Origin of the sequence: Paraburkholderia silviterrae (assembly GCF_004353915.1) — a bacterium.
GTDB classification, from domain to species: domain Bacteria; phylum Pseudomonadota; class Gammaproteobacteria; order Burkholderiales; family Burkholderiaceae; genus Paraburkholderia; species Paraburkholderia silviterrae.
Genome location: NZ_SMRP01000001.1, coordinates 63,884 through 90,869, shown reverse-complemented (window position 1 = coordinate 90,869; position 26,986 = coordinate 63,884). Strand labels below are relative to the sequence as shown.

38 protein-coding genes are annotated in these 26,986 nt (G+C 61.1%); all 38 read left to right on the top strand.

Annotated features, from left to right (window positions below; genetic code table 11):
* Positions 1 to 175 precede the first annotated feature (175 nt).
* The 38 genes from EYW47_RS00445 to EYW47_RS00265 all read left to right on the top strand — a co-directional run bounded on the left by EYW47_RS00445 (position 176) and on the right by EYW47_RS00265 (position 26,965).
* Positions 176 to 373, top strand: coding sequence for a hypothetical protein (locus EYW47_RS00445; RefSeq protein WP_133192927.1), 198 nt, complete (start codon positions 176 to 178; stop codon positions 371 to 373).
* Entirely contained in the window at positions 370 to 579 is a 210-nt protein-coding gene (locus tag EYW47_RS00440; RefSeq protein WP_133192926.1) for a hypothetical protein, read from the top strand. The genes EYW47_RS00445 and EYW47_RS00440 overlap by 4 nt, the downstream gene beginning before the upstream one ends.
* Complete coding sequence (locus EYW47_RS00435; RefSeq protein WP_133192925.1) at positions 576 to 803, top strand: hypothetical protein; 228 nt, start codon at positions 576 to 578, stop codon at positions 801 to 803. The genes EYW47_RS00440 and EYW47_RS00435 overlap by 4 nt, the downstream gene beginning before the upstream one ends.
* Positions 803 to 1,201 carry a hypothetical protein gene (locus tag EYW47_RS00430; RefSeq protein WP_133192924.1) on the top strand — a complete coding sequence of 133 codons (399 nt, stop codon included), beginning with the start codon at positions 803 to 805 and terminating at the stop codon, positions 1,199 to 1,201. The genes EYW47_RS00435 and EYW47_RS00430 overlap by 1 nt, the downstream gene beginning before the upstream one ends.
* Entirely contained in the window at positions 1,185 to 1,661 is a 477-nt protein-coding gene (locus EYW47_RS00425) for a hypothetical protein (protein ID WP_133192923.1), read from the top strand. The genes EYW47_RS00430 and EYW47_RS00425 overlap by 17 nt, the downstream gene beginning before the upstream one ends.
* Positions 1,636 to 2,994: a phage terminase large subunit gene (locus tag EYW47_RS00420; protein WP_133192922.1), complete on the top strand. Its 1,359-nt coding sequence runs from the start codon at positions 1,636 to 1,638 to the stop codon at positions 2,992 to 2,994. The genes EYW47_RS00425 and EYW47_RS00420 overlap by 26 nt, the downstream gene beginning before the upstream one ends.
* Before the next feature lie 120 nt (positions 2,995 to 3,114).
* Complete coding sequence (locus EYW47_RS40660) at positions 3,115 to 3,261, top strand: hypothetical protein (RefSeq protein WP_165976455.1); 147 nt, start codon at positions 3,115 to 3,117, stop codon at positions 3,259 to 3,261.
* Positions 3,258 to 3,443 carry a hypothetical protein gene (locus EYW47_RS00415; protein ID WP_133192921.1) on the top strand — a complete coding sequence of 62 codons (186 nt, stop codon included), beginning with the start codon at positions 3,258 to 3,260 and terminating at the stop codon, positions 3,441 to 3,443. The genes EYW47_RS40660 and EYW47_RS00415 overlap by 4 nt, the downstream gene beginning before the upstream one ends.
* 3 nt (positions 3,444 to 3,446) lie before the next feature.
* Positions 3,447 to 3,833: a hypothetical protein gene (locus EYW47_RS00410; RefSeq protein ID WP_133192920.1), complete on the top strand. Its 387-nt coding sequence runs from the start codon at positions 3,447 to 3,449 to the stop codon at positions 3,831 to 3,833.
* Positions 3,826 to 6,078: a portal protein gene (locus EYW47_RS00405; protein ID WP_133192919.1), complete on the top strand. Its 2,253-nt coding sequence runs from the start codon at positions 3,826 to 3,828 to the stop codon at positions 6,076 to 6,078. The genes EYW47_RS00410 and EYW47_RS00405 overlap by 8 nt, the downstream gene beginning before the upstream one ends.
* Positions 6,079 to 6,175: 97 nt before the next feature.
* Positions 6,176 to 7,147 (top strand): hypothetical protein, encoded by a 972-nt coding sequence (locus EYW47_RS00400; protein WP_133192918.1) that lies wholly within the window; start codon positions 6,176 to 6,178, stop codon positions 7,145 to 7,147.
* An 84-nt stretch (positions 7,148 to 7,231) separates the two neighbouring features.
* Positions 7,232 to 8,419, top strand: coding sequence for a P22 phage major capsid protein family protein (locus tag EYW47_RS00395; protein WP_133192917.1), 1,188 nt, complete (start codon positions 7,232 to 7,234; stop codon positions 8,417 to 8,419).
* A gap of 65 nt (positions 8,420 to 8,484) precedes the next feature.
* Complete coding sequence (locus EYW47_RS00390; RefSeq protein WP_133192916.1) at positions 8,485 to 8,757, top strand: hypothetical protein; 273 nt, start codon at positions 8,485 to 8,487, stop codon at positions 8,755 to 8,757.
* An 88-nt stretch (positions 8,758 to 8,845) separates the two neighbouring features.
* Positions 8,846 to 9,139: a hypothetical protein gene (locus EYW47_RS00385; RefSeq protein WP_165976454.1), complete on the top strand. Its 294-nt coding sequence runs from the start codon at positions 8,846 to 8,848 to the stop codon at positions 9,137 to 9,139.
* 8 nt (positions 9,140 to 9,147) lie between these two features.
* A complete protein-coding gene (locus EYW47_RS00380) occupies positions 9,148 to 9,519 on the top strand; it encodes a hypothetical protein (RefSeq protein ID WP_133192914.1) in 372 nt (123 codons plus the stop codon).
* Entirely contained in the window at positions 9,516 to 9,719 is a 204-nt protein-coding gene (locus tag EYW47_RS00375) for a hypothetical protein (protein ID WP_133192913.1), read from the top strand. The genes EYW47_RS00380 and EYW47_RS00375 overlap by 4 nt, the downstream gene beginning before the upstream one ends.
* 9 nt (positions 9,720 to 9,728) lie before the next feature.
* A complete protein-coding gene (locus EYW47_RS00370) occupies positions 9,729 to 10,301 on the top strand; it encodes a hypothetical protein (protein WP_133192912.1) in 573 nt (190 codons plus the stop codon).
* Positions 10,301 to 11,059 (top strand): hypothetical protein, encoded by a 759-nt coding sequence (locus EYW47_RS00365; protein ID WP_133192911.1) that lies wholly within the window; start codon positions 10,301 to 10,303, stop codon positions 11,057 to 11,059. Before EYW47_RS00370 ends, EYW47_RS00365 begins: the two co-directional genes overlap by 1 nt.
* Positions 11,060 to 11,061: 2 nt before the next feature.
* A complete protein-coding gene (locus EYW47_RS00360; RefSeq protein ID WP_133192910.1) occupies positions 11,062 to 11,340 on the top strand; it encodes a hypothetical protein in 279 nt (92 codons plus the stop codon).
* The gene (locus tag EYW47_RS00355) at positions 11,337 to 12,776 is read left to right on the top strand and encodes a packaged DNA stabilization protein (RefSeq protein ID WP_133192909.1); all 1,440 of its coding nucleotides are present in this window, start codon (positions 11,337 to 11,339) and stop codon (positions 12,774 to 12,776) included. Before EYW47_RS00360 ends, EYW47_RS00355 begins: the two co-directional genes overlap by 4 nt.
* Positions 12,773 to 13,360 (top strand): hypothetical protein, encoded by a 588-nt coding sequence (locus EYW47_RS00350; protein WP_133192908.1) that lies wholly within the window; start codon positions 12,773 to 12,775, stop codon positions 13,358 to 13,360. The genes EYW47_RS00355 and EYW47_RS00350 overlap by 4 nt, the downstream gene beginning before the upstream one ends.
* Before the next feature lie 9 nt (positions 13,361 to 13,369).
* The gene (locus tag EYW47_RS00345) at positions 13,370 to 13,753 is read left to right on the top strand and encodes a hypothetical protein (RefSeq protein ID WP_133192907.1); all 384 of its coding nucleotides are present in this window, start codon (positions 13,370 to 13,372) and stop codon (positions 13,751 to 13,753) included.
* Positions 13,750 to 14,253, top strand: a complete 504-nt coding sequence (locus EYW47_RS00340; protein ID WP_133192906.1) for a hypothetical protein — start codon at positions 13,750 to 13,752, stop codon at positions 14,251 to 14,253. Before EYW47_RS00345 ends, EYW47_RS00340 begins: the two co-directional genes overlap by 4 nt.
* A 128-nt stretch (positions 14,254 to 14,381) precedes the next feature.
* On the top strand, positions 14,382 to 15,032 hold the full coding sequence (locus EYW47_RS00335; protein ID WP_133192905.1) for a DNA transfer protein p32: 651 nt from the start codon (positions 14,382 to 14,384) through the stop codon (positions 15,030 to 15,032).
* Between the two features lie 8 nt (positions 15,033 to 15,040).
* On the top strand, positions 15,041 to 16,498 hold the full coding sequence (locus EYW47_RS00330) for a hypothetical protein (RefSeq protein WP_133192904.1): 1,458 nt from the start codon (positions 15,041 to 15,043) through the stop codon (positions 16,496 to 16,498).
* Positions 16,498 to 18,993, top strand: coding sequence for a lytic transglycosylase domain-containing protein (locus EYW47_RS00325; protein WP_133192903.1), 2,496 nt, complete (start codon positions 16,498 to 16,500; stop codon positions 18,991 to 18,993). Before EYW47_RS00330 ends, EYW47_RS00325 begins: the two co-directional genes overlap by 1 nt.
* Before the next feature lie 122 nt (positions 18,994 to 19,115).
* On the top strand, positions 19,116 to 19,295 hold the full coding sequence (locus EYW47_RS00320; RefSeq protein WP_133192902.1) for a hypothetical protein: 180 nt from the start codon (positions 19,116 to 19,118) through the stop codon (positions 19,293 to 19,295).
* Between the two features lie 11 nt (positions 19,296 to 19,306).
* The gene (locus tag EYW47_RS00315) at positions 19,307 to 19,504 is read left to right on the top strand and encodes a hypothetical protein (protein WP_133192901.1); all 198 of its coding nucleotides are present in this window, start codon (positions 19,307 to 19,309) and stop codon (positions 19,502 to 19,504) included.
* Entirely contained in the window at positions 19,501 to 20,151 is a 651-nt protein-coding gene (locus tag EYW47_RS00310; protein WP_133192900.1) for an aspartate/glutamate racemase family protein, read from the top strand. The genes EYW47_RS00315 and EYW47_RS00310 overlap by 4 nt, the downstream gene beginning before the upstream one ends.
* Positions 20,148 to 21,527 (top strand): hypothetical protein, encoded by a 1,380-nt coding sequence (locus EYW47_RS00305; RefSeq protein ID WP_133192899.1) that lies wholly within the window; start codon positions 20,148 to 20,150, stop codon positions 21,525 to 21,527. Before EYW47_RS00310 ends, EYW47_RS00305 begins: the two co-directional genes overlap by 4 nt.
* Positions 21,528 to 21,529: 2 nt before the next feature.
* Positions 21,530 to 21,952: a hypothetical protein gene (locus tag EYW47_RS00300; RefSeq protein WP_133192898.1), complete on the top strand. Its 423-nt coding sequence runs from the start codon at positions 21,530 to 21,532 to the stop codon at positions 21,950 to 21,952.
* Positions 21,953 to 22,015: 63 nt separating this feature from the next.
* On the top strand, positions 22,016 to 22,312 hold the full coding sequence (locus EYW47_RS00295; protein ID WP_133192897.1) for a hypothetical protein: 297 nt from the start codon (positions 22,016 to 22,018) through the stop codon (positions 22,310 to 22,312).
* The gene (locus EYW47_RS00290) at positions 22,312 to 22,782 is read left to right on the top strand and encodes a glycoside hydrolase family protein (protein ID WP_133192896.1); all 471 of its coding nucleotides are present in this window, start codon (positions 22,312 to 22,314) and stop codon (positions 22,780 to 22,782) included. Before EYW47_RS00295 ends, EYW47_RS00290 begins: the two co-directional genes overlap by 1 nt.
* 60 nt (positions 22,783 to 22,842) lie before the next feature.
* Positions 22,843 to 23,340, top strand: coding sequence for a hypothetical protein (locus EYW47_RS00285; protein WP_165976453.1), 498 nt, complete (start codon positions 22,843 to 22,845; stop codon positions 23,338 to 23,340).
* A complete protein-coding gene (locus EYW47_RS00280) occupies positions 23,337 to 23,537 on the top strand; it encodes a hypothetical protein (RefSeq protein ID WP_133192895.1) in 201 nt (66 codons plus the stop codon). The genes EYW47_RS00285 and EYW47_RS00280 overlap by 4 nt, the downstream gene beginning before the upstream one ends.
* Positions 23,538 to 23,577: 40 nt before the next feature.
* Entirely contained in the window at positions 23,578 to 24,087 is a 510-nt protein-coding gene (locus EYW47_RS00275; RefSeq protein WP_133192894.1) for a hypothetical protein, read from the top strand.
* Positions 24,084 to 24,809, top strand: coding sequence for a hypothetical protein (locus tag EYW47_RS00270; protein WP_133192893.1), 726 nt, complete (start codon positions 24,084 to 24,086; stop codon positions 24,807 to 24,809). The genes EYW47_RS00275 and EYW47_RS00270 overlap by 4 nt, the downstream gene beginning before the upstream one ends.
* Before the next feature lie 65 nt (positions 24,810 to 24,874).
* Positions 24,875 to 26,965: a glycosyl hydrolase family 28-related protein gene (locus EYW47_RS00265; RefSeq protein WP_133192892.1), complete on the top strand. Its 2,091-nt coding sequence runs from the start codon at positions 24,875 to 24,877 to the stop codon at positions 26,963 to 26,965.
* Positions 26,966 to 26,986: the final 21 nt, after the last annotated feature.

The window sequence follows — 26,986 nt, the reverse complement described above, 5'->3', positions numbered from 1 at the left end:
GAGGCCGCTTTCGCGACCCGTGGAGGCCTCGGCCGCACCTGTTCCTGTGGAGCGGCCAGTGGTACTGCCAGGGCCTCGGGTGGACGGTTTTTGGCGCAACCCCGCAACAAGCATACGAGCACTGGAAAGCCCGCCCAGCGCTCCCCGATCCCAGGGCAAAAACCAGGAGATTGTGATGGCCAAGAAAGGTGGCGGACTGATTCATGACGCGGGCAAGGGCTCGATGGGCGGCGCGAAGGGCTCCAGCATGAGCCAGAACACGTCGGTCGGCAGCGGCGCGCGCCCCACGCGCTCGCGCATTCCGATCGAGACGAGCTCGCCGCGCGACCAGTGCGGGCTGGACGGCCGGAAGACCAAAGGGGCGCTGAAGTGAGTCTGCGCGATGAATGGCTGCGGCTTTGCCAGTGCGAACTGGATGCCGCAGCTTCGATGGACAAGGCCATTCGGTCCGGCCAGCCGGCCGATGACTTGAGTTCGGCATGGCGCAAGTCTGTCCGGGAGCGCGACGAATTTGGCGAACGGCACGGCTTTCGCCTGATGCTTTCGAACAGCCATACCCTCGATCTCGCGAAACTATGACCCAGCATCTCAAGATCGAGCGCCTGCCCGCGCCCCTGAAGGCCGAAGTCGAGCGCCTGTGGGCGCTCTACAAGCGCGACACGTGCTTCATGACGTTCGATGAATGGATCGTGGCCAGCCAGACCGAGCCGGGCCGCAAGATCATGGCGCAAGCGGTGGAGTCGACCATCGAGCGGCGCGAACGGTTTGACCGGGCGGTTGGCGGTTACTCGGTGGAGCGGTGATGAAACCCGTCAAGCAAAGCAAGCTGTACACGCCCGATGCGATCCACAACGGGAACTGCCTCGCGGCCGCCTACGCATCACTGCTCGAACTGCCGCTCTGGATGGTGCCGCCGTTCGAAGATATGTTCGGACGCTGCGAATGGTACGAACGCATCGATGAATGGCTCGCGAAGGCGCACGGGCTTGAGCGCGTGCGTCTGGATGGCCACCCGGTGGCCGATCTGCCTGAGTTCTATCTCGCATGTGGCATGTCCCCGCGAGGCGTGCTCCACGCGGTGATCTACAGCAAAGGCGAGCTCGCGCACGATCCGCACTATTCGGACGCGGGCATTGCCGAGGTGAAGAGCGTCGAGTATCTGCGTCCCATCGGAGAAAAGGCAGATGTCCCGGCGAGCTGATTTCGACTGGGAAACCATCCGTGCCGAGTACGAAGCAGGTAGCAGTCAGGTAGCACTCTCGAAGAAGCACGGCTGCAGCAGGGGTGCTATCCAGAAACACATTGCCGCAGAAGGCTGGGCGCAAGATGTGACGCCCGTCATTCAGCGCAAAGTGGCAGAGAAGGTAGCAGGCGTAGTAGCAGGATGCAGCCCCGAAAAAAAGGCTGCTGCGCTCGATGAGGCCGCTGATCGCACCGCCGCTGTTGTCACGCGGCACCGTGACGAGTGGGACGACCACAAGCAGCTCGTGACGAACGCGATCGCCGAGCAGGACTTTGGCAAAGCCAAGCTCGCGAAGATCACCGCAGAGACCCTGAAGATTCGCCAGGACGGCGAGCGCAAGGCATGGGGTCTGGATTCAGGCCAGCGCACCGGCGATATCAACGTCTCGATCAATGGCGACGACGAAGGCGTCCTATAAGCCGACGGCCAAGCAGTCCGAGGCGCTGCGCACAATAGGCTCGGACGCGCTTCACATCCTGCTCGAGGGCGGGAGCCGCAGCGGCAAGACGTTCATCGCGTGCCGCGCCATCGTCGTTCGGGCACTCGCCGCCGCCGGCTCACGCCACGCGATCTTCCGGTTCCGCCTGAACGCCTGCAAGGCCACGATCGGTCTGGACACGCTGCCCAAGGTCTTCCGCATCTGCTTTCCTGAGGTCGAGTACAAGCTCGACAAGCAGGACTGGGTTTTCAGGCTCCCCAACGGCTCGGAGATCTGGCTCGGTGGCCTGGACGACAAGGACCGCACCGAGAAGATTCTCGGTATGGAGTTCGCCACCATCTACCTGAACGAGTGCTCGCAGATTCCACAGGCCTCGCGCGAGTTGGCGATCACGCGTTTGGCGCAGAAGTGCACGCACAAGGTCGGTGGTGTGGAGAAGTCCCTGCGCCTGAAGATGCTCTACGACTGCAATCCGCCGTCTCAGGCGCACTGGACGTACCAGCTCTGGCATCGCAACTTCGATCCTATCTCGAAGCAGCCCGTGAACGGCCAGGACTACGCGAAGCTGCAGATGAACCCGCGCGACAACGAGGAGAACCTCGCCGCGGGATACATCCAGACGCTCGAAAAGATGCCCGCGCGCATGCGCCTGCGCTTTCTGGAGGGGCAGTACGGCAGCGTCACGGCCAACGCGCTGTGGAACATCGAGAGCATCGAGCAGCGCCGCGTCGAGGAAGTGCCGGTGATGCAGCGCATCGTTGTGGCGATTGACCCCTCGGGCGCTGACGATGATGAGCCCGGAGAGCACGACGACATCGGAATCATGGTCTGTGGCCTCGGCACCGATGGCGAAGGCTACGTGCTGGAGGACCTGACGATCAACGAGGGGCCGACTACCTGGGGCAAGGTCGCAACGGCCGCCTACGAGCGGCACGCAGCAGACCTGATCGTTGGCGAGACGAACTTTGGTGGCGGGATGGTCAAGTTCGTGGTGCGTGCTGCAAAGCCCGGCGTGCCGTTCAAGATGGTTACCGCAAGCCGCGGCAAGGTCGTGCGCGCCGAGCCGATTTCTGTGCTCACCGACGAAGGCAAGATCAACTTCGCCGGCAGGTTTCCCGAGCTCGAAGAAGAGCTTTGCGCCTTCACCACCACCGGCTACACGGGCGGCTCATCGCCGAACCGAGCGGACTCGATGATCTGGGCGATGACGGAACTCTTCCCGGGCATGACGCGGGCCGAGAAGCCCAAGCGCGAGTTCAAGCGCACCACGATCCAGACGGGTGGTGGTGGCAATGGGTGGCTCGCTGTATAGCGCAGCGCAGCAAATTCTTTCGAGTTTTCCCGGGAAAACACTTCATTTTCTATTGCGATGCAATACAGATCCTTTCGTTTCTGGTCGCCTATCCATGGGTGCCAGGCGGAGCGCCTATCCATGTACGACAAGCACGGCGGTGAGTTCTTCGTGATCCTGCCGATGGAGGGCTCGTCGCGTCAGAACAAGCTCGATCGCCAGCGCGCGCTCGAAGCGATTGCCGATGCGATCGACGCGGGCGAGCAACCGGGAGTGGTAAGCGTATGACGAAGTACACGATGATCCTGCTGCTCGTTCCTGACGATGAAAAAGACCAGGTGCGTTTCACCGACGGCTCCATGCATGTTGATCTTGTGCAGCATGTTGGTGGCGAGGAGCAGGACTGCGCCGCTCTTCTTCATCGAACCTCGATTGATGTGGTCGACATGCTGAAGAGCAACCGGGAGTGATCAATGTCGCGTAGAACTGATGCATTGAAGCAAAAGTGGGAAGACCAGCTTCAGAGCGATAGAATTTCGGCCCATCATGTCGACGAGGTCTACGCCCTGTGCGCGGAGCTCGAGAATGAATTGGATGAGATTAGATCGAGGAATAGTCTGTATCAGGATGAGCGCGTGTTCGCCGTTTTGCACGAAAAGAAGTACGCCGTTTTGGCTTACGACATCTGCATCGACGATCTGCGCTGGAAGTGGTGGGGACGGTTTATCGCCGACGCACCAGCCGAGAAGGACGTATACGACGATAACGGTAAGCCTCAGGCGCCCTACGTCGAAGAGTTCGGCAAGGTTTGTGTCCCGTTCAAGTGGCTTCAGGACCAAGGCTTGATCAAGCATGGCTGAGAACGCCATCGGCATGCCCTCCAACGTCCCGGGCAACGAGAAGAACATGGCCGGCACGATGGAGCCGCCCGGGAACGCCAAGGGCACGCTCACGCCTCAGGAAAAGGCGGCCGAGACGCGCAAGCGCCGCGAGGACGAGCGCAAGATCCTCGAAACCGCGCGCAAGCGCTTCAAGCGCTCGATGGACCGCGAGAGCGAGAACCGCAAGGCGGCGAACGAGGATCTGGAGTTTCTCGCCGGCAAGCAGTGGCCCGACGACATCAAGCAGCAGCGCGCGAACGACAAGCGCCCGTGCCTGACGATCAACGAGCTTCCCACGCTCGTGCATCAGGTGTCGAACGACATTCGCCAGAACCGGCCGGCGGTCGCCATCAGCCCGGTGGGCGAAGCGGCCGACAAGGACGGCGCGAAAGCTTTTGCGGGGATGATTCGCGATATCCAGCGCAAGAGCGAAGCCGATATTGCGCACGACACCGCGGTAACGAGCGCGGTCAATATCGGGTTCGGTTACTGGCGCATCGACACCGAGTACGAAAGCTCGAAGAGCTTTAACCAGATCATCCGCGTGAAGCGCATCCGCAATCCGTTTCGCGTGTATGCGGACCCCGAGCGCCAGGAGCCGGATGGCTCGGACATGGGCTGGTGCTTTGAGACGGACCTCATTACGCGCGACGAGTACAAGGACAAGTACCCCGACGCCGACCCGCTTGGCTGGACCGAGAAGGGCATTGGCGACGAGCTCCAGCCGTGGATCCAGAAGGACTACGTGCGCATCGCCGAATACTGGACGCTCGAGCACGAGATGAAGCGCCTCGTGCAGCTATCCACGGGTCACGTGGGGTTCTACGACGATCTGGACGAGAGCGTTAAGGCCGCTATCGAATCAGACAAGATCGAGATCCTCAACGAGCGCGAAGCCGAGGTGCAAAAGGTCGTGTTCCGGCGCATCACGGGGCTTGAGGTGCTTGAAACGAAGTCCTGGCCCGGACGCTGGATTCCGATCATCGAGGTGGTGGGCGAAGAGCTGGACGTGAACGGCAAGGTGATCCGCAGCGGCATCATTCGCAACGCGAAGGATTCGCAGCGCATGATCAACTACTGGAACAGCGCCAAGACCGAGTTCATTGCGCTTGCGCCCAAGAGTCCGTGGGTGATGGCTGAAGGACAGAAAGAAGGCCACGAGTACGAGTGGGACAACGCGCATCGCCAGAACCTCGCGGTGCTCGAATACACGATGGTTGAGGCACCCACCAGCGGCGCGATCGCACCCCCGCCCCAGCGCCAGCCGATGGCGGGTGTGCCGGCGGGCATTGTCGAGGCCGAGCAGACGGCGCAGCAGCATCTGCTTTCAACCACCGGCGTGCGCTACAACGCGAGCGCCGCGGACCGCATCTACGACGAGTCGGGCAAGGCGCTGCACGAGATCCGGCGCAACACCGATATCGGCTCGTTTCACTTTACCGACAACTTCTGCCGCTCTCTGCGCCACGAAGGGCGAATCCTCGTGGACCTGATCCCCAAGGTGTACGACGTCAAGCGCGTGGTGACGATCCTGCGCGAGGACGACACCGAAGAGCAGGTGACGCTCGACCCCGAAATGGGCAAGCCGGTGATGCGCAACCAGAAGGCGCAGCAGCCGTACGCGCGCTTTATCTTCGATCCATCGGTGGGCGAGTATGGCGTGACGGTCACCACGGGCCCGAGCTACGCAACCAAGCGCATCGAGGCGGTCGAGCAGCTCTTGCGCTTTGCTGCGGCGCTCCCGCAGCAGGGCGCGCTCATCGCGCACCTGATCGCCAAGTACAGCGACTGGCCGGGCGCCGACGAGGCGTATCGCGTGCTCACGCGCGCGCTGCCGCCGAACCTGCAGGCGCCGGACATGAAGGACATGCCGCCGCAGGCCGCGGCGATGATCCAGTCGCTCATGACGCAGCTTCGCCAGATGACGGTCGAGAAGGTGCAGATGCTTCGCGACCTCACCGACCAGCGCGCGGACCGGGCGGTCAGGCAGGACAAGATCAACAAGGACTTCGAGGCCAAGCTTCTCAAGGTGCTTTCCGACGCAAAGACGAAGCTTGTCGACATTGGTGCGCAAGACGTGCGCCATCTGCGGGAGATCGAGGCGCAATCCATGTTGCCCGACTCCGCATCGAGCGGTGGCGCTGCCGACGGCGCGCCGAGCTTTCCCAACAATCCCGCCGCGCTTCCTGTGAGCCCAGTGGGACAACCCAGTTTTACGCAGTAACCGACACCGCGACGGATCTTCGCGGACAACCCCAGCAGGTCATGGCGCCGAGCGTTGGCAACGCCCGGTGAGCTTCCTGTTGTCTGGAGCCAATGCAATGAGCGATGTGAATGCAGTAGCAGGCGCAGGTGAAGCGGGTTCGACTGGCGGCGAGGGTGCCGAGCTGACGAACACGGAAGTAACCGGCGCAACGGGTGCTGACCAGGGTGGTCAAGGAGCAGGCGAAGGCGCTGGCGCAAGCGGCGCAGCGGGTAACGAAGGCGGTGAGGGTGGTGGCGCATCGGGCGCGGGTGAAGGCGGTGCAGGCGAGGGTGCAGGTGAAGGCTCTGGTGCTGCGCAGCCCAAACCCGAAGATGACGTCAACAAGCGCTTTTCCAAAATCACGCGCGAGCGTGACGAGGCGGCGCGGCGCGAGCGCGAGGCGAACGATAACCTGCGTCGCGCGCTTGAGGCGCTTGAGCGTGCAAACGGCGGCAAGAAGCCGGATGCGCCGGCCGATAAAACGGCGCCGGCGGATGACATCGGCGCAGAGCCAACGCCGCCCGAGTTCATCGACCCCGAGCAGTACCAGCGCGATATGGCTGAGTACACGCGCAAGGTCACCGAACGCTCCGTGAAGATGCAGTTGCGCGAAGCGGAAGTGCGCCGCCAGACCGAAGCGACCGAGAAGTCGAATCGGGAAGCGGCGGCCGCGCACGCGCAAGCCTGGCAGGGACGGCGCACGAAGGCGCTCGAAGAGATGCCCGACTACGCCGAAGTCGCTGAAAACCCCGCCGTGCACGTGTCCCAAACGATGGCCATTGCCATCACCTCGAGCGAGAACGGACCGAAGCTCGCTTACCACCTCGGCCAGCACCCGGAAGTCGCGGAGCGCATCTCCAGGATGGCGCCCGCGTTGCAGTTGATGGAGATGGGCAAGCTCGAAGCGCAGATCACCGCTCCCAAGGCGCCCGCAGTCTCCAAAACGCCCCCGCCTATCAAGCATCAGGCCGGCGCGGGCACGCCGCAAAGCAAGTCCGCCGACGAGATGTCGATGGAGGAGTACGCGGCGTCGCGACAAACCCACTAAACCTGCGGTCTATTGAAGCAAGAAAGCCCCGCCATCCGAGCGGGGCTTTTGCATTTCTGCGGCCGCGATTCAAGGAACTAGATCATGAGCAATAACCAGGTGCTCACGCCGAGCATCATCAGCAAGGAAACGTTGCTGATCCTCTCGAACAATTTGGTCGCGGCCAGCAAGGTCAACCGTCAGTTCGAAAACCAGTTCGCCAAGATCGGCACCACGCTCACCGTGCGCAAGCCGAACCGCTACAAGGTCACCTCGGGCCCGGGTCTGCAGATTCAGGACTCGGTCGAGCCGTCGACGTCCATCACCATCAGCAACCAGAAGCACGTGGACTTCCAGTTCAGCTCGCAGGAACTCACGCTCGTGATCGAGGAGTTCTCCGAGCGCTACCTGAAGCCCGCTGTCGAGCCTCTGGCGAACCAGATCGACTACGACGTGATCGGCAACTGGCCGAGCGTGTTCAACGAGGTTGGCACTCCGGGCACGCTGCCCAACAGCTTCGCCACCGGTATCCAGCCCGTCGGCCAGCGCATGGACGAGGGCGCCGTGCCGCAAGCGGGGCGTGTGATGATTCTCAACCCGGCCGCGTACTGGTCGTTGGCGGCAGGTCTCGTGGGGCTGTACGTGCAGTCCGTGTCCGAGCCGGCTCTGAAGGGCTATCTGGCCAAGATCGGCAACTTCGAGATCTACCTCGACCAGAACATCCAGAACCAGACCGTCGGCGCGTACGCCGGTTCGGGTGTGGTGAACGGCGCGAGCCAGACGGGCTCCTCGCTCGTCACCAACGGCTGGACGGCCAGCATCACGGGCCTCCTGAACGTGGGTGACGTGTTCACGATCGCCGGCGTGTTTGCGGTGAACCCGCAGAACCGTCAGTCGACGGGCGCGCTGCAGAACTTCGTGGTGACGGCCACGGCGAACTCGGACGGCTCGGGCAACTCCACGATCTCGATCTACCCGCCCATCACGCCCACGGGTGCCTACCAGACGGTGTCCAACTCGCCGGCCAACAGCGCGGCGATCACGGTCAAGGGCACGGCCAACACCACCTACGCGCAGAACCTCGCGTTCGTGAAGGATGCGTTCGGTCTCGTGACGGTCCCGATGGAGCTCTTTGACGGCGTCGATTTCAAGGCGCGTCAGGAGTACAAGGGCATCAGCCTGCGCATCATCCGGGCGTACGACGTGAACAACGATGTGGCGCCGTGCCGCGTCGACGTCCTGTACGGGGTCTCCACGTTCTATCCGGAGCTCGCCGTCCGCCTCACGAACTGATCCCCACCGTCCATTGACCTTGAGGCCCCGCCGCGCGCGGGGTTTTCGCTTTTCAGGAGCACATCATGACTTTTGGTACTGACTTGCCCAAGCAGTTGTCCGACCAGAACTCGCTGGGCACGCAACTCGGCGCTGCGGCGAGCGACAAGATCGGTTTCTTCGGCGCGACGCCCGTCGCACAGAACGGTGCGCCGGCAGGCAACGTCCATACGCCCACGCCCGGCACGACGACCGCTGCATACGTCAACACGACCTATGACGGCTCGATCGGGTCGACGGCCTACACGGTTGGCGACCTCGTCGCCGCGCTGAAGACGCTGGGCATCCTCAAGTCGTAACCGGTCTTCTCCACTGCGGCGCAGCCTGCCGCACCTGGCCGGGTCGCTCCCGGTCGGGTCTTTTGGAATCCACAAGATGACTCTACGAATGCTCAACGACCGCATCGCGGTCCTGGAGATCAAGCCGCCGACGGTTTCTGAAGGCGGCATTTTTTTGGGCGAAGCCCCGCTTGATGGTGGCTTTGTGAAAGAGGGCGTCACAGGCGTGGTGCTCGCTGTGGGCCCCGGCGCGCGCCTGCCAAGCGGAGAGCGTGACTCGATGTGGGACATCGAAGCGGGCCAGACGATCCGCTACTCGCCCGTGCTCGCGCACCGCGAGGAGATCGACGGCGAAGAGGTCACGATCATCAAGCGTGACTCGGTGTTTGGGGTGCAGGAATGAAGCGCTGCATGCGTCCGCTGATGCCAATGCCCATTCACCTCGCGCTGTTCGTGAGCGCAGATGCGTACTTTCGCGAGTGCCGGCGCCTGAAGATTAACGGCGCCGATGCGTTCGTTCCGAACGATTCGAATGCGTGCTGCCACTACTTCGAGAACGACACGACGGGCATGACGTACGCGATGGTCTGCGTCGATCTGAAGAAGATGGAAGGCAAAGACGGCATCGGCATCGCGTCGACCATCATCCACGAGTCGGTGCACATCTATCAGGAGTGCCTCTCGTACATCGGCGAGAAGAACCCCGGCGATGAGTTCGAGGCTTACTCGATTCAGCACATCGCCGAGCAGCTGCTGCGCGCCTACGTGGAGCTCACGTCATGACCCAAGACAAGCCAGTCATCCTCTTTCAGGTCCACGTGATGGACACCGACGCGGGCCACGAGATCCCCATCGGCCCCGCGATGGATCGTCAGGAGCCGCTCGAGGACTTCTGCGAGCAGACCAACCTCGCCATTCTGCGCAAGAAGATTACGGGCTGGCGAGACGCCCACATCGTTTCGTTCGTCAAAGAAACACACTAGGAGAAGTGCATGTCCTTTTCTGAATACCCCAAGGCTATGAAGCACCCCGCGCACCGCGCCGCCGTCCTCTCGAAAGACGAGGTCGTGAACGGCAAGATCATCAAGGCCCCGCCCGGCTCGCCCGAGAAGTTCCCCGACGTGTTCGTGAACAACGCCGATCAGGAGCAGCAGTACGCGGCACTCGGCTACGTGCCCAACGGTGTCTCGGACCCGGAAGCGTACCGGCGCGCGATGACGAACAACGAAGAACCCGCCGGTCACCAGCACCACGAGTATCCGCGCTACCTGTACCAGCCGCACGCGAGCGGCGAGCACGAGGTTTCCGTGGGCGCCGATACGGTTGCCGTGCGCAGCGTGCTCGTGAATCACGAGGCCGCTCACAAGGCGCTGCGCGGCGAGTGGTTCGAGACGCCCATGCATGCCGCTGAAGCGGCGCTTGCTCCGACTGGCGCAGATCTCGAAGAGGAAGAGGACTTGCCTCCCGAGGATCCGCCGACAAACCCCGACGTGCCACCGCTGGAAGAACAGCAAGCGCCGCGCAACAAGGGTGGCCGTCCGCGCAAGAATCCTGAGGTCGCGTAATGTCCACCGCCCAGGCGCTCATCCTCGCTGCGTACCAGAAGATCGGCTACTACGCGGCCACCGAAACGATGACGGCCGCTGACTCGGCGCTTGGGTTGCAGCAACTGAACATGATGCTCGACCAGTGGAGCAACGAGCCGCAGGCGTGCTTCGCGATCACCGAGCAGAGCTTCGCCATCCAGACGGGCAAGTCCCAGTACAGCATCGGCACATCAGGTGGTGCGGACGTGAACGCCACTCGCCCCATTCGCGTGATCGAGGGCCCCGGCGCGGCCTACGTGCAGGACTCGAACGGCAACAACTTCCCGGTGAGCGTGGTCACGCGCCAGGACTGGAACCAGATCGGCAACCGCAGCGGACTCACTCAATCGAACCTGCCCACGGTGCTTTTCTACGATCCGCAGATGCCGCTGGGGCTGATCAACCTGTGGCCGCAGCCGAACTCAAGCGGCTACACGATGTACTTCGACTCGTACCTGCAGCTCGCGGACATGGCGTCGCTCACCGTGAACTTCTCGCTTCCCCCGGGATATGAGGCTGCGATTCAGGACTGTCTGGCGCCGCGCCTATGGCCCTTCTGCTTTGTTGGCAAGCCCCTGCCGCCCTACATCGAGAAAGACGCGCGCACGTCGCTCGCAACGGTCAAGCGCGCGAACAAGCGCAACAACAAGGCGCAGATGGATCCGGAGCTGTTCCCGGATCGCGCGAACGGGACGTACAACATCTACAGCGATTCGTGGTCTTCATCGAGAGGTTAGCCATGAAGAAACAAAGCCCCATGCAAATGCGCAAGGAAGCCGCCAAGCCCAAGGCCGAGAAAAAGGCCGAAAAGCCCAAAACGGCAATGGACCGCTACGCCAAAGATCGCGCAAGCAAGCCAGCGCCGGCCGCCGTGATGGTGGGCGAGATGCACGACCCGCACATGGACGTGCACACGCTCTCTCGCGCTGACGAGATCAAACGCAACCCGACGCGCCACCGCGCCGCGAAGCAGGCGGCCAAGGCGCAGATCAAGAAGCTCTCGGGCATCGCGCAGTGAAGTCCCCCATCTTTGGCGGTGAGTTCATCGCGCCCACGCGCGACATCGCCTACAACCGGGCAATCAACCTGATCCCGGAGCTGGTCGATACGAAGGACGGGAAGGCCGTGGGCGGCATGTACGGCGCGCCCGGCTACACGCTATTTGGCTCGGTAGGCAGCGGCCCACTGCGCGCGCTCTACACCGCCACGAATGGCGCGCTTTACGCGCTCAGCGGGAACGAACTCTATAGCGTCAATTCGTCCGGTGCGGGCACGACGCGCGGGAGCCTGAGCACGAGCACGAGCGGGCCGGCGCAGATGACCGATAACGGCACGAACAACCAGCTCCTGCTCGTTGATGGAGTCGCCGCCTACTGCCTGAACACCAAAACTGGTGCGTTCACCAACGCACTTTCTGGCGTGCCGGGTGTGACGCCCGCGGTGCTCGCTTACCAGGACGGCGTAGCGGTCATCAACTACACGGGCACCAACCAGTGGTACCAGACGAATCTGGGGGACCTTTCGACGATTCAGGCGCTGAACTTCTCGAGCGCCGATTCGACGCCCGACCCAATCGTTTCGATGTTCGACCTTCACCGTGAGGTCTGGCTGTTCAAACAAAAGGTCATTGAAGTGTGGGTCAATGGTGGACTCAATGGATTTTTGTTTCAGCGGCTTCAGGGCGTGCAGATTCCGGTGGGGTGCGCAGCTCCCTACTCGGTTGCGCGCATTGGAGACAGTCTGGTGTGGCTCGGAGGTGATGAGCAGGGCAGCGGCATCGTCTACCGTTCCAACGTCTATCAGGCCGTGCCGATCTCCACGCACTTCATCGCCGAAGTGATTCAGGCAATGCCCGTCATCAGCGATGCGATCGGCTTTGTCGAGCAGACCAACCAGCACTGGTTTTACTGGCTCATCTTCCCGACTGCCGGGCGCACGTTCTGCTATGACGGCACCACGAGACTCTGGCACGAGAGAGCGTACTTCTCGCAGGGAGTCTTCAGCCGCCACCAGGCGAACTGTCATGCGTTTGCGTATGGCCAGCACCTCGTGGGGGATTACCAGAGCGGCAACATCTATTCGCTGAACTGGAACGTCTATACCGACAACGGCAACACGCGGAAGTGGTTGCGTACGTGGCGCGCGCTGCCTCCCGATCAGGTCTCGGAAAGCCCGCTCACGTTCAACTCGCTGCAAATCGACATGGGCACGGGCATCAATGTGCCGCCGGGCGCTTTACCCCAGTACATGCTGCGGTGGTCCGACGATGGGGGCTACAACTGGTCCAACGAGATGTGGACCAACAATAACCTTCAGGGCGCGACGAACCCGCGGATCATCTACCAGCGCCTGGGCGCGACAAAGCGCGGTGGCACGTATGACCGCGTCTTCGAACTCTCCGGCATCGACCCGGTACCGATCCAGATCATTGGCGCCTACGTGGATGCTTCATGACGTACCCGATTCAGGGTGGCTTCCCGAACTGGTCGGCTCCGTTCACTGATGCGAATGGCCGTCTCACCCGGGACGGCATGTATCTGCTGCAGCTGCTGTTCAACCGTACGGGAGCGGCGCCCGGGGATTTCCTGAACGAAATCTCCTCCCAGTCCCAAAGTCTGCCAGTCCTCTTTTCAGACGAGAGTGGAGACGGGGATGCGCTAGTCATTCCGGGGCCCGTGGGTCCAATGGGTCCTCAAGGCCTGCAGGGTGCCCCCGGCCCCGCGCTTGTGCTCGATATCGCGGACGCAGACGAACCGATGATGCGCGCCGGCCTGGTTTCTCCAGGCGGCTGGTTTGACGAGAAGGGTAGCGGTGGTACGTACGGTTTTGCCAGTGGCGTCGATTTCACGGGCGGCACCACCACGAGTCTCACGCTTTCCCAGGGCTATGGCTCGCAGGCCAACCTGATCGTGACATTCGATAGCGCGTGGCAAGGCGCTGACCAGTTTTCCTTAAGCGGCAAGACGCTCTCATTCACTTCGGCAATTCCCGTTGGCGTAGGCAAGGTCTACGTCAAAGGGTTTCTCATGCCCCAGTAAGGATTCCCCATGGCTTCGAACAAAGTGGTCCGGTTCGGTCCGGTGGCCCTTGGCACGTCCGCGGCAAACCTCATCAATCCGCCAACCCTCAGCGGGGGCGCGGGGCTCTCGGGAACGAACTCGAATGCCTACGTGATCATCCGCCATCTTCGCGTCGTCAATAAATCCGCCAACGCAGCGAGCGCCTCGCTTTACATCGGCGCGAGCGGCGCCTCTGCCGCAGGGACCGAATTTGCGTTCAACAACACGAGCATTCCGGCAAACGGAAACTCGGGGAACTACGTCGACTGGTACGGAGCGGTTCGGCTTGATGTGGCGGACTTCCTCACTGGCCTGGCCTCTGCTGCCACAGCGTTGGTAATCGAAGGTGAAGGGGAGGTAGGTGTCGCATGAAGATCGCCATCGAATCTTTCACTCGAGAACTTGCGGACGAGATTGTTCCGCTTGGCCAGCAAAGCTGGGATGAATGTTCGGAGATCAAGAAAGACACCTGCGCCTATCACGGGCAGCGCGGCCTTCCGATTGATCCGGATATTGACCAGTACCTGTATCTGGCCGAGAACCATTCATTGATCGCAATGACGCTGCGTGACGAGGGAAATGTTTTGCGCGGGTATGCGCTGCTGATCCTCTATAGAAGCCTGCATCTGAAGACCGAATTGTGCGGGAACGTCGATACGTTCTATGTGCAGCCAGATCATCGTCTTTCCATGCCGCGCTTCATGTCCCAGATCGAGGACACGCTTCGCGGGCGAGGCGTCAGCATTATTGGCTGGCCGGTCACGAGGACCGGAAAGATGTACGAGATTCTCCAGCGACGCGGTTATATAGCCGACGACGTGGTGATGGAACTCAAACTCAAAGACCTTCCGCGAGGTGAGCCATGTGCGTAGCTGCTGCAATAGCAGGAGCAGGGCTGGCAGGCAGCATTGGCAGTGCTGTCATTGGATCCAATGCGTCCCAAAGTGCCGCGGACACGCAGGCAGCAGCTTCCGGAAATGCCACGGCCGCTCAACTGGCGATGTTCAATACGACGCAGAGCGATCTGCAGCCGTATATGAACACGGGCAACAATGCGCTCACGTCGCTGCAGAGCTTCAACAACGGTCCAGGGCAGCAGCAATATCCGGGTTTCTCGTTCAACTACAACCCGGCAAGCGATCCCGAGTACAACTTCCTGCTACAGCAGGGCGGCAACGCGATCACGAGCCAGGCTTCGGCATTGGGTGGCGTGAACTCGGGCGCGACACTGAAGGCGCTTTCCGATTACGGCCAGCAGACAGCTCTCGGCTCGTACCAGAGCGAGTTCAACAATTCGCTGAATTCGTACAACACGAACTTCAACACCTGGAATTCGAACCTCAACAACATCTTCAGCCGCCTGTACAACACGGCCTCGCTTGGCGAGAACGCGGCGGCGGGCGTGGGCAACGCGGCGATCCAGACGGGCCAGTCGATTGGCAACAACATCATCGGCGCTGGCAACGCGCAGGCGGCCGGCACGGTGGGTTCGGCCAATGCCCTCTCTGGTGGTCTGGTTGGCGGTGCCAGCAGCCTGACCAGTCTCCTGAGCAACCAGGCGTTCCTAAATTCGTTCAATGGTGGCGGTGGTGGTGGAAATTATTCCCCCTACAACACACCGGCTATGTCGAATGAACCGGCTCTTCAGTGAGATAAACGATGCCCGTCGACGCAAATATCCCGCTCGCGGTGGCGAATCCGCAAGAGCTGCAGCAGCTCGCCTACCGCAACCAGCTCGCCCAGATGCAGGTCGAGCAGGCCCAGCAAGCGCAGCAGCAGAACAACGCGCTGCTCGGCATCCTGAAGCAGCCCGGAGCGCTTGGCGACAATGGCCTGCCTACGCCAGCCACGATTGGCCGCATCACGCAGGTCAACCCCGAGGCGGGCTTCAAGATCCAGAACCAGTTGGCGACGATCGAAGAGAACAAGCAGCGCGCGATCAGCAACTCGATCAATCAACGTTTGCTGGGCATGAACATCGCCGACAAGCAGCACGACCGTCTGGTCGATATCGCAACGTCTGCGCAACAGCGCTATGAAGACCTCGTGGCGGGCGGCACGCCCAAGGATGAAGCCGCGCGCATCGTCGGACGGGAGCGCAATCAGGCGATCACCGACGCGCAGGAATCAGGGATGCTGACGTCCGATCAGTCTCGCGCGCTGCAACTCCCGTTCGATCCGAACATCAACAAGGCGTTTGTGACCGGGTCGCCGCAGTACAAGCGCGTGCTCGACGAGCAGCGTCAGGCCAGGCAGGAAAAGACGCAGGAGCGCCGCGCCGATATCGCCGAGCAGCGCGAGGAGCGTCAGGAAAACCTGCCGGTGTCGGATGTCGGCAAACTCGACTACGACCTTTCCCGTGGCAAGATTTCGCAGAAGGACCGTGACGCCGCGGTGCAGAACAAGACCAAGGGCTTTGATCCGGAGTCGGTTGACGCCGTCGTTGATCAGATCGGCAAGTACGATATGGCGCCGCTCGCCTCGCAGGCACTGCGATCCCCATGGGGGCAGGCTGTCATGTCTCGTCTGGCGGAAAAGTATCCGCAGTACGACGCGAAGGAGTTCAAGAACCGCCAGGCGGCGATTGGCCAGTTCGAGTACGGCAAGAAGGGCGACACGGTGCGCTCTCTCAGCGTCTCGCTCGATCACCTTGATACGCTCACGCAGGCCGGGCAGGCGCTCAAGAACGGCAACCTGCAGGGGTTCAACCGGCTAGCCCAGACGCTTGCCGAGCAGACCGGCTCTGCGGTGCCCACCAACTTCGAAGCGGCAAAGAGCATCGTCGCGGACGAAGTCGTGAAGGGCATTCTCGGCTCTGGTGGCGGCGTGGGCGATCGCGAGAAGGCGCAGGCCATCTTTGACAAGGTCAAGAGCCCCGACCAGTTGGCGGGAGCTGTCGCGCAGGTCAAGCAACTGCTCAAGGGGCAACTGAACGGCCTGAAGCGCCAGTACGAGCAATCGACTGGGCGTGACGACTTCGACAGGTTCCTGTCGCCCTCTGCACGCGGTCTGGAGGGAGGCGCGGCGAAGAAAATCGCCTCGAAAGCGGACTATGACGCGCTGCCGTCCGGGACTGAGTTCATCGCGCCCGACGGCTCGCGCCGGAGGAAGCCGTAATGGCCAACTGGTGGGATGACGCGGCGGTGGTCGATGCGGCGCCGTCGCAAGGCAGCGGGTCGCCACTCGACCGGGCGCTGAAGGCCGAGGGCGTCACTGGCAAGCTCGCGGACCTGGCGCGCAGCATCTACACGCAGGAGTCGAGCGCGGGCGCCGATACCGCGACGTCGGACGCTGGCGCTGTGGGCGGCATGCAGATGAAGCCCGCAACCTTCAAACGCTTTGCCGACAAGGGCTGGTCGATCGAGAACCCCGAGGAGAACGCGCGCGCCGCGGTGCGCTACATCAAGTCGCTCTCGGACAAGACCGGAGGCGATGCGCACCTGATCTCGGTGGGCTATTACGGTGGAGAGGGGGCTATCCCGAAAGCGCGTGCGGGGATCGCCGTGCGCGACCCGCGAAACCCGAACGCGCCAAACACGCTGCAGTACGCAAACGATGTGACAGGGCGTCTTCCAGCGGCTGACGACAGCGACTGGTGGAAGGCCGCGCCGGTGGTGGCCGCCGATGCCGCGCCGTCCGATCAGGGAACGCCGCAGCAACCCGCCCAACCGGAGCCCACGCGAGCGCAGCAGGACTTGCGCGGCTTGGGACTTGGCGTGCGCAACGTGGCCGAAGGCGCGGCGAGTCCGCTCACGTTCCTGGGCGACACGCTGAACCGCGGCGTGAACCTTGGCATCCGAGGCGTGAATGCGCTCACCGGCGCGAGCATCCCGCAGCTCGCGCTGCCTTCCCAGACGGTCAATAACGCGCTCACGAGCGCCGGCCTTCCGCAGCCGGCCACGCCCACGGAGCGAGTGCTGGGCGACATTCAGGCCGGCGCGGCTGGCGCGCTGACTGGCGCTGGACTCTCAGGCGCGGCCGCCGGCGCAGTGGCGAATCCCATGGCGCGCAACGCGCTCGCGCAGCTCGCCGACCGTCCGCGCATGCAGGCGCTCTCTGCCGCAACAGGCGCTGGCGCGGCGGGCATCACGCGCGAGGAAGGCGGCGGCCCGGGTGCGCAGCTCGCGGCCAGCCTGCTTGGCAGTCTGGCGCCCTCGGCAACGATAGCCGGCGGCGCGGCGGCAACGCGCAACGCGCTGCGCGGCTCGGCCGAGAACATCCCGGACATGCTCGATCGCATGAAGACGTTCCAGGAGGCCGGATCTACCACCCCGAGCGTGGGACAGGTCACAGGCAACCGAAACTCTCAGGCGCTCGAGAGCCTGCTCGCCAAGACGCCCGGGGGCGCTGGCCAGATGGCCAAGAAAGCCGAGCAGCAAGCCGAGGAAATCGGCACGCGGGCCACGAAGATCGCTGACGACCTCTCGCCAAACGCCACGCCGTCTGTTGCTGGCCGCACGATCGAGAAGGGGCTGTCTGGGCCCGGCGGCTTTGTGGATCGCTTCAAGCAGGGACAAACCGCGCTCTACAACAAGCTCGACCAGTTCATCAAGCCCAATACCGCGGTCAAGGTAGATCGCACCAAGCAGGCTCTGGCCGCGATGAATCAGGACATTCCGGGCGCTGAAAACCTTTCGCGCTTTTTCAAGAACAGCAAGATTCAGGACATCGAGCGCGCGCTAAAGGATGACACGGGCTCCACGCAGTCCGCCGGTATGACGGTCAAGCAGGCGGACAGGCTGCCCTACGAGGCGCTCAAGAAACTGCGCACGCTGGTAGGTGACGAGATTTCGAACAACTCGCTCGCGAGCGACGTGCCGCGCAGCAAGTGGAAGGCGCTCTATGCGGCACTCTCAAGCGATCTGGACGACGCAGCGAAGGCCACGGGTAACCCCGCCGCAGTGAAGGCCATGCAGCGCGCGAATACCTTCAGCCGGGCGGGTTACGCGCGCATCGAAGACGTCCTCGACAAGGTGGCCAAACAGGACATTCCCGAAAAGGTCTTCAAGTCGGCTGTGAACGCCGCCGACATGCAGGCTGGCGCCACGAAGATCGGCTCGATCATGAAGAGCCTCACGCCCGCCGAGCGAGACGTGGTGAAGTCCGCCTATATCCGCCGCATGGGTCTTGCGAGCGCCGGCCAGCAGGGCGCCGAGGGCGAGCGCTTCTCGACGCAAACCTTCCTCACGAACTGGAACAAGATGTCGCCGCAAGCGAAGTCGGTGATGTTCTCTGGCCAGGACGGACGGCTTCGCGTCGCGCTAGACCAGATCGCCAAATCGGCGGAATCCATCAAGTCGGGTAGCCGGGTTTTCTCCAACCCTTCTGGCACGAGCCACGCCGCGGCGCAGATCGGTCTGGTGAGTGGCGTGGCGGGTGCGATCGCTTCCGGTCACGTCGGGGTCGCTGCGGGTCTTCTGGGCGGCGCTGCGGGCGCCAATCTCACCGCGCGCCTGATGACCTACCAGCCGTTCGTGCAGTGGCTCGCGAAGTCCACGAAGATCTCGCCGGCCGCCGTGCCCGCGGCGCTCAGTTCGCTCGCGCGGAGCATGCAATCGGCGCCTGATGACGTGAAGCAGGACGCCAACCAGTACGCGGCGGCGCTCAGATGAAGATCTTGATGATGGCGTACGCGAAGAAGCCGACCGTCGCGAGGATGAGCAGCGGGAAGCCAAGTCCGAATTTGGCGTCGTCCCATTCGGAATAGTAGTCGTCGGGTTTCATGGAGGTTCAGGTGAAAAAGATCAGCGGTGTGAAGGTGCCAAAACTCAAGGCGCCCAAAGAGAGTATGCCCAAAGCCCCGAAGAAACAAGCCAAGCCGTCCTCGTCGGTTTCCAAGGGCACGTTCGGCGCCGAAATGCGCAAGGTGCAGAAGCGCGCGAAGCCGAAAGCCGGAAAGATTCCCGTGATTTAAGGAGGCACTACATGACAGTGAAATCGAAAGCGCAAAACCGCCTCATGCGGGCGGCCGCGCGTGATCCCAAGGTCGCCAAGAAAACCGGCGTGCCGCAGAAGGTGGCAAAGGAAATGGTCGACGCGACGCACGGCAAGAAGGTCGGCAAGATGCCCGAGAAGATGCCCAAGCGCGGCTCTCGCACGGCGACGCACAAGGGCAAGAAATGATCGGCTTGATTGGCGGACTCGGAGCGCTGGCCGGCGCGCACTTCTACCGTCGCCTCATTGATACGTGCCAGGCGCATGGTGCGACTCGGGATGAGGACTTTCCAGAAATCGTCCTGCACAACCTTTCCTGCACCGCACTCAATGAGCAAGGTATCGCCGATGAGATGGTCCTCAGGAGCGAATTGGAAAGGTCTGTTGCATTGCTCTCCGGTATAGGGTGCACAACGGTCGTCATTATCTGCAATACAGCCCATGTTCACCTTCCCTTCCTGCGTACGAGAACCTCGTCGGAAATCATCGATATGGTCGACGTTGCTGCATCGTCGGTGAAGGAGTGTCGCGCGGTCGGTGTACTGGGATCGCGTTCTACTCGAGATGTGGGTCTATATAGAGAGGCGCTGCGCCGTCATGGTGTCGAACCGGTAGAAGCGAATGATGCGCAGCAAGAAAAGATAGACCTGCTCATACAGCGCGTTATTGATGGAAGCTACACGGTGGCGGACAGAGTTGCGCTGAGAAACATCGCAAACGAGCTTCGCATTCGGGGGGCTGAGAAGGTGATTCTCGGGTGCACTGAATTGCCCGTCCTGGAAAACTCGGCATTCGTTGATGCCGGGCAAAAAACAATCGAGAGGCTTCTTGCATGAAGTTCGTCTTCTTCTTCTACGACTGCTACCCCCTTCCTCTTGCTGCGCATCTCAGAATGGAAGGGTACGACGTCATCCTCGGTGTGGTTCCGACACTCAGTTATCTCAATCTTCCGGGTGTTAAGGACGAAGAAAAATCGGATGAGAGGTATCAGCGTCACTCAACCTATCAAGGTCTCATGGAGAGGAAAACGGCCGAAGAGGTCATCAAGATGTTGGCTATGGTTCCGAGGTCCCAGCGCGACGATTACTTCATTTTTTTCGACTACAACAACATGTACCCAATCGCCGAGCGTCTGGTGAAGATGGGATATCGAAACGGCCTTCTTCCGACTGAGTGGTACTACCGGATGGAGAAGGAGCGCGCTCTCGCCAAGTCGTTCGTCAAGAAGCACTACCCGCTAGTGAAAGTGGCGGAAGCCAGGAACTTCAAATCGGCCAAGGATGGAATCACGTTTCTTCAGCAATCTGAAAGCGTCTATGTTCTGAAGAGTAATGGCAACAGCGGTGGCACCAAGGTACCTAGAACGGATGATCCGCAAGAAGGACGAGAGCTTCTTATTGAAGCCCTAACGAAAGAAAAGTCTGCCTATGAGGCAGGCGGATTCCTGCTTGAGGAGAAGATCCCAAACTGTCAGGAAGTGACGCCTGTCATGGTCTTCTATGACGGAGAACCCGTATATTCGCTGGCCGAGTTCGAGAGCAAGTCGTTCGGCGCGGGCGACATTGGTATACAGAAGGGCGGAAATCTGGCACTCAGCGTCAAAACAGATCTGGGTTGCCGACTCAACGAAGTGGCATTCCCTGAGATCGTTTACGAACTTGCACAAAAGCAACCGGGTCTGGCGATCTTTGATGTAGGTCTTCTGTATAACGGCGAGGACTTTTACTTCACCGAATTTTGCGCCATGCGGTATGGATGGGACGGTTTGTTTTCCGAGATGGTCATGCGAGACGATGGATCTCCCTTCGTTGGCAACTACTTCACGGATATCGCCAACGGACGCAATCCTCTAGTGAATACGTACGGTGCCAGCGTCCGTCTGTTCAATATTGGAGGGGGTGGAGAAAAAACCGACAAGTCTCCCGACGATATCGATGTGAAATGGAAAGATGCTGCCGAGAACAATCTGTTCTGGTATGGAATCAAGAAAAAGTCCGGGAGCATTGTTTCTGTTGGTCGTTTTGATCTTCTGGGTGTGGCTACGGGGGCGTCTGATGTAATGGAGACGGCAGTAGAGAAGGTGTATGACGTTGTCGATACTGTGACCTTCGAAAATCTGTACTACCGCCCCAAGTTTGATTTCCTCTCGCACGCCTACAAGTCGTCTATCCCCAATCGTCTTTCTTCATTGACTCCGTTTATGGAGGAATAGCCGTGGACATCAAGATCGAGTTCATACCTCACAAGCAGCATCGATTCACAACGATTGGTCACTGGTTCGTTGAAGACGATACGCTGACGATCCAGATTTCCCGTGAGATTTGCTGGCAGAACAAGGTGGCCGTCATCTTCCACGAGTTGATCGAGGCGGCAATCTGCATTGCTCGGAACGTCACAACCGAAGAATGCGACGCCTTCGACGAACTGTTCGAACAGGAATACGACGCGGGCCTGTGGCCGCGATCCGTTGAGGCAGGTTTCGACAAACGATGTCCATACCGCCTGGGACACAAGTGGGGTACTCGATTCGAGCGCTTCGCACTATGGCTCATGCGCGCCAATGTGAAGCAATGCAACGAGGAATGCGATCTTCTGATGGGCATCATTGTTCGACCAATTACCCGGATGGTGCCCTGAAGTCTCTTTAAAACACAAATCAACAGCCCGCCTCGAGCGGGCTTTTTTACGCCCGGGGATCGAATGGACTACACCGCCGTAGTTGAAATTGGTTGCGCAGTCTTTGCGTGTATCAGTGGAGTGTTCGCCTATCTGTGGCGTCGCTCTGAATCCGCCAGAGACAGGACGGTAGATAAGAACACGGCCGATATCGACAGCCTGAAGACCGACTTAGCTGCGTACAAGCTTCATGTGGCCGAGTGCTACGTCACCAGCAACGAATTGAGTAAGGCGATCGATTCGTTCAACCGCTCCATCGATGCCGTGTTCAAAAAGCTTGAGCGTATCGATGAAAAGCTCGACACGAAGGCGGACAAATAATGGACCCAGACAACCTCTCTTTGCTCGACGCCGAGCTGCGCCGCGACGAAGGCGTGAGCGCCACCGTCTATACCGACACGCAAGGCAATCCGACGTGCGGAGTGGGGCACAACCTCAACGCATCTCCTTTGCCTTCTGGATGGTCGTTTCCACTCACCGATGCGCAGATCAACTCGTTGCTGAACTACGACCTGTCGACCACGTTCGCAGCGCTCAATTTGCACCTGCCATGGTGGTCGAGCATGGATGCCGTGCGCCAGCGCGTGATCGCGAACATGTGCTTCAACATGGGGATCGGCAAGTTGCTAGGTTTTCACAACACCCTCGGCGCCATGCAGGCCGGAAACTACGCCGCCGCGGCGAGCGGGATGCTCGCTTCGCTGTGGGCCAAGCAAGTCGGCGCGCGCGCGACGCGCCTTGCGCAAGCCATGCGCACGGATGTGATGCCCGACGAACCCGCGATCGCCTGAATTCCCAACCCTCTCACCTGAAACCGCCTCCGGGCGGTTTTGTCGTTTCTGGAGCCAGCAATGCCCCGATGCAGCCACGATGTTCCGCTCGAACAGCCATGCAGCAAGTGCAATGCCGAAGGAATGGAGAAGGTCGCGCATGAGCACGAGCAACACGAAACGATCTCGATCGATGTGTTCTATCCGGATCACCCGCCGCGCACCGAGTCGGCGCTCTTTCGCAAGACGAAGCATCACCTCGTCGCTGTGCTTGATACGCCGTGCTGGGTGTGCGGCACGAAGGAAAACCGCGAGGTGCATCACTTTCACGCCGAGTGGGCGGATAGCGACGGCATCGACTGGGAGCGCATGCGAGTGCTGCACCCGCACTTTGACTGGTCGACGTTCAAGGAGCCGTCCGATTTCATCGACTCCGAATACAACATGCTCGTGCTGTGCTCCAAGCATCACCGGGCGAAAGATCATGGCATACACATGCTCGATTACCCGCATTGGTTGATGCAGGCCATCAAGCGATCGGACTTCGTTTTTTCACCCGATGAGGAGAAGTCGAAATGAATGGCACCCCCACCCATACCGCCATTGCAGCCGGCGCGGCCGCGCTGATTGTTCCGGTAGTCGATCAGGTAGCAACGGCGCTGCACATGGCGCTCACCTCTGACGTGCGCAACGCCATCGTCGTGCTGGTGGTAGCGGGCACGCACTGGCTCAGCCAGAAGTACGCCGCTGGCAAACAACCCGCAGCACAGCAGTAACCCTCTCGCCGCGATCGCGGCACATCTCGAAGGAATCTCCATGTTCAAGAAACTATGCCTCGTGGCAGGCCTTGTCTCGCTCGCACTCTTTGCAGGCTGCGCGGCGCCGGGCACCGCGCCCAAGCTCATCGTCACGCCGCAGCAACTTGTGACGGATTTTTGCCCGACCGTCACTGCTGACCTCAAGGTGCTTGCCGCATCGCCGCTCCTCAATGCAACCCAGCAACAACTGCTGAATGGCGTGCCGGGTAACGCATCCCAGCCCGGAATCATCGCAATCAACAATGCGGTGTGCGCGGCCGGCGGCACGATCGACGTGACGAATCTGGAAACGCTGAACAACACGGCGTTCCCGGCTCTGATTGGGCTCGTCGGCGCACTCCCGATGATTCCCAACCAGCCCGCGATTCTGCTCGGCCTGACGCTCGCACAGCCGATCCTCAATCAGGTACTCGCAACGGTGCAGGCACAGCAGGCAGCAGCGGCATCCGCTCCGGCCGCCGCATCCGCTCCCGCTTCCACGCCCGCCGCCGTACCCGCGAGCAAATGATGGACTGGCAGGCCATCGCGCTTGCCGCGCGCCGCGCCAACGCGGCATACCTCGAAGACAAGACCGCCTCAAGGGCGGCTTTTTCGTCTCTGGGAGATGACTGGATCGACCTGTATCAGGATGCCAGCCATCAGGCGGTGCTGTCGGTCACCGCGGCTGGCGAGACACACCTGAGCATCAGCGGCACGCGCGCAAGCGAAGGCAAGCTCGCGGACGTATGGGCGGATGCGCGGCTAATACCCGTCTCTCTTGCCGGCGGTACGGTAACGGCGGGCGTCTCGGATGGCATGCAGGCGCTCTGGGATTGGGTGCTCCAGACCGTGCCGGGCGCCAACCCGATCTCGGTTTGCGGCCATAGCCTGGGCGCGTCGCGCACCCACCTGACACCCGCTTTCCTGCCTGCCGCACGCATCGGTGCGCTGCATTCCTTCGCCGCCCCCAAGTTCGTCGCCGCGGACTTCTATCACGCGCACGGCGATGCGCTGGCCAGCATGGTCTGCGTGCTCAACGGGCGCGACGGCTGGGCGAGCTGGCCGTGGTTCGACCCGCGATGGAAGGATCGGCCACCGCTTGAACACATCTGGTTGCACAGCTCGGACGTGTGCGTCTTCGAGATGGTCCTGGGTGACCTGTGGCCCGGTGGCTGGGTCTTCGCCGATCACGACATGGACCTGTATCAGGCCCGAATCGATTCCATTGCGCACGCGAGCGCAGCGCTTTAACCGCCCCAGACATAACTCAAAAACAAGGCCGCCTTCGGGCGGCTTTTTCCGTTTACGGGACTCCCATGACAACGACCCTGATGCCGCTGGTCAAGCAGCAGTTCAACCAGAACGGCATACCCCTGGCCGGCGGCAAGCTCTTTGTCTATCTGGCGGGCACAACGACCAAGGCCACGAGCTACACGGATTCGACGGGGCAAACGCCAAACACCAACCCGGTCATTCTGGATTCGAACGGGCAGGCCTCGGTATGGCTCAACCCTACGGTCTACTACAAGTTCATCCTCTCTCCCTCGACCGATACTGATCCGCCGACGAATCCATTCTGGACGGTCGACAACGTCGCAGCGCCCGCCCCGGTTGCCGTGGGGAACATGACGGATGAAAAGGGCAGTGGCGGCACGCCAGGATTTGCGGCGAATGTTGATTTCACTCCGGGCACCACTACCACGCTGACGCTTTCGCAAAACTATGGCTCTGCGTCGAATATCTGGGTGAGTTTTGATGCTGCTGAGCAGGGCGCGGACTCATTCTCTATCGGCGGAACGAACAACGAGACGCTGACGTTCAATGCGCCTATTCCGGTGGGCGTGAACAAGGTTTTTGTGAAGGGCGGCACCGCTCTCACGATTGGCACCCCCGGAAATGGCACCGTCACCGATGCAACGGTCGCTCCTGGGGCGGCTATCAACAGTTCGAAGATCGCCTTTCTGCAAGGCTCCGTTGGGTCCGTCAGCAGAACTCTCCAGAACAAGCTCCAGGACTTCGTTAGCGTCAAGGATTTCGGCGCAAAAGGAGACGGCAGCACTGACGATACGGCGGCGATTCAGGCCGCCGACACGTGGGCCATCGCGCAGACGCCCCCGGCGCAGATCTATTTTCCGCCTGGTATCTACATGGCGAGCCAGCTCGTGGTGAACATCAATTCGAACTGGATCGGTGCGGGGCGCAACTCCACCACCATCCGCCAGATCATCGGTTCGAACAAGGACCTGATCTACGGTGCGAATTCGAACTTGAACTGGGGAAGCGGTACGCCCGCGAATTTTCCGTACAACTTCACGATCACGGGTTTTAGCTTCGACGGGAACTGGAACTCAGGAACAGGCAATACCACGGGTAACGGTTACTCGGTGTGGGGAGACCGCTGCACGCTGCGCGATATCTTCGTCAAGAACTGCGCGGGCTACGGGATGCGCACCGAGTACCTGGACTCACTCGTTGACTACAACCAGTCGTGGTTCGAATCGACCTTCGATGACATCCGCATCGACACGACCGGTCTGGACGGATGGTTTAACAACGGACCGCACGATCAGCAAACGTTGAACGTGACGATTCTCGATGCGGGTCAAGCTGCGAACAACTCCTACGCGGGATTTAATTTCGGCCCGCGTTTCGCGGGTCGCCTCGTTTCGTGCCACGCCTCAAGTCGCCAGAATTCCCTGCGCATGCGCTATTCGTGGTACTGCGGTCCGGGATCGGTTGGTGAGGTCACCGGCGGTAGCCAGATCGAGGGCGCCTATACCGCGAACCTCGGACTCTTTTCGTCTGAATGGATTTTCGATCCATCCACTCGCTATTACGCCTCGTTCAACGGCCCGAACATCTATCTCGGTGGCCAGTGCAACTCCAACCAGATCGCGGGCTTTCTCGGTGCGGGCGGCACGCCCAATGGCGGATCTCAGGTCGTGCCTGTCGGCCTGCAATTCAGCACGACGACGGGCGACGTCGTAAGTGGAAACTTTATCAATCTGACGGTGGGAGGCAGTTCGTATGCCGCCTCCTTCACCGCGCAAGACAGTGGAAGCAACGACGTCCAGCTCAATGGTTACACGTCGACTGGAGACGGCATCGCGGGTACGCCCAATCCAACTACTCGAGTGCGCCTGAATTATGCGGGCGGTGGACCGACTCGTTATCTCGATACGTTCAACCAGCTCGGTCAGATAAACATCGGCGCGAATGCTTCAGCCACGGTCACATGGCCTTACCCCTTCCCGGCACCTCCGATCGTTCAGGTTACGCCCGCCTCACCCAGCTCGGTGATGAGTAATCCGCTCTGGATCACGAACAACACGGCAGGCGCCGTCACGATCTTCAACCAGGGCAGCTTGACCGTGACCGCCTACGTCAAAGCCGAATACGGCATCTAACTACGCCATCAAAAATGGAAA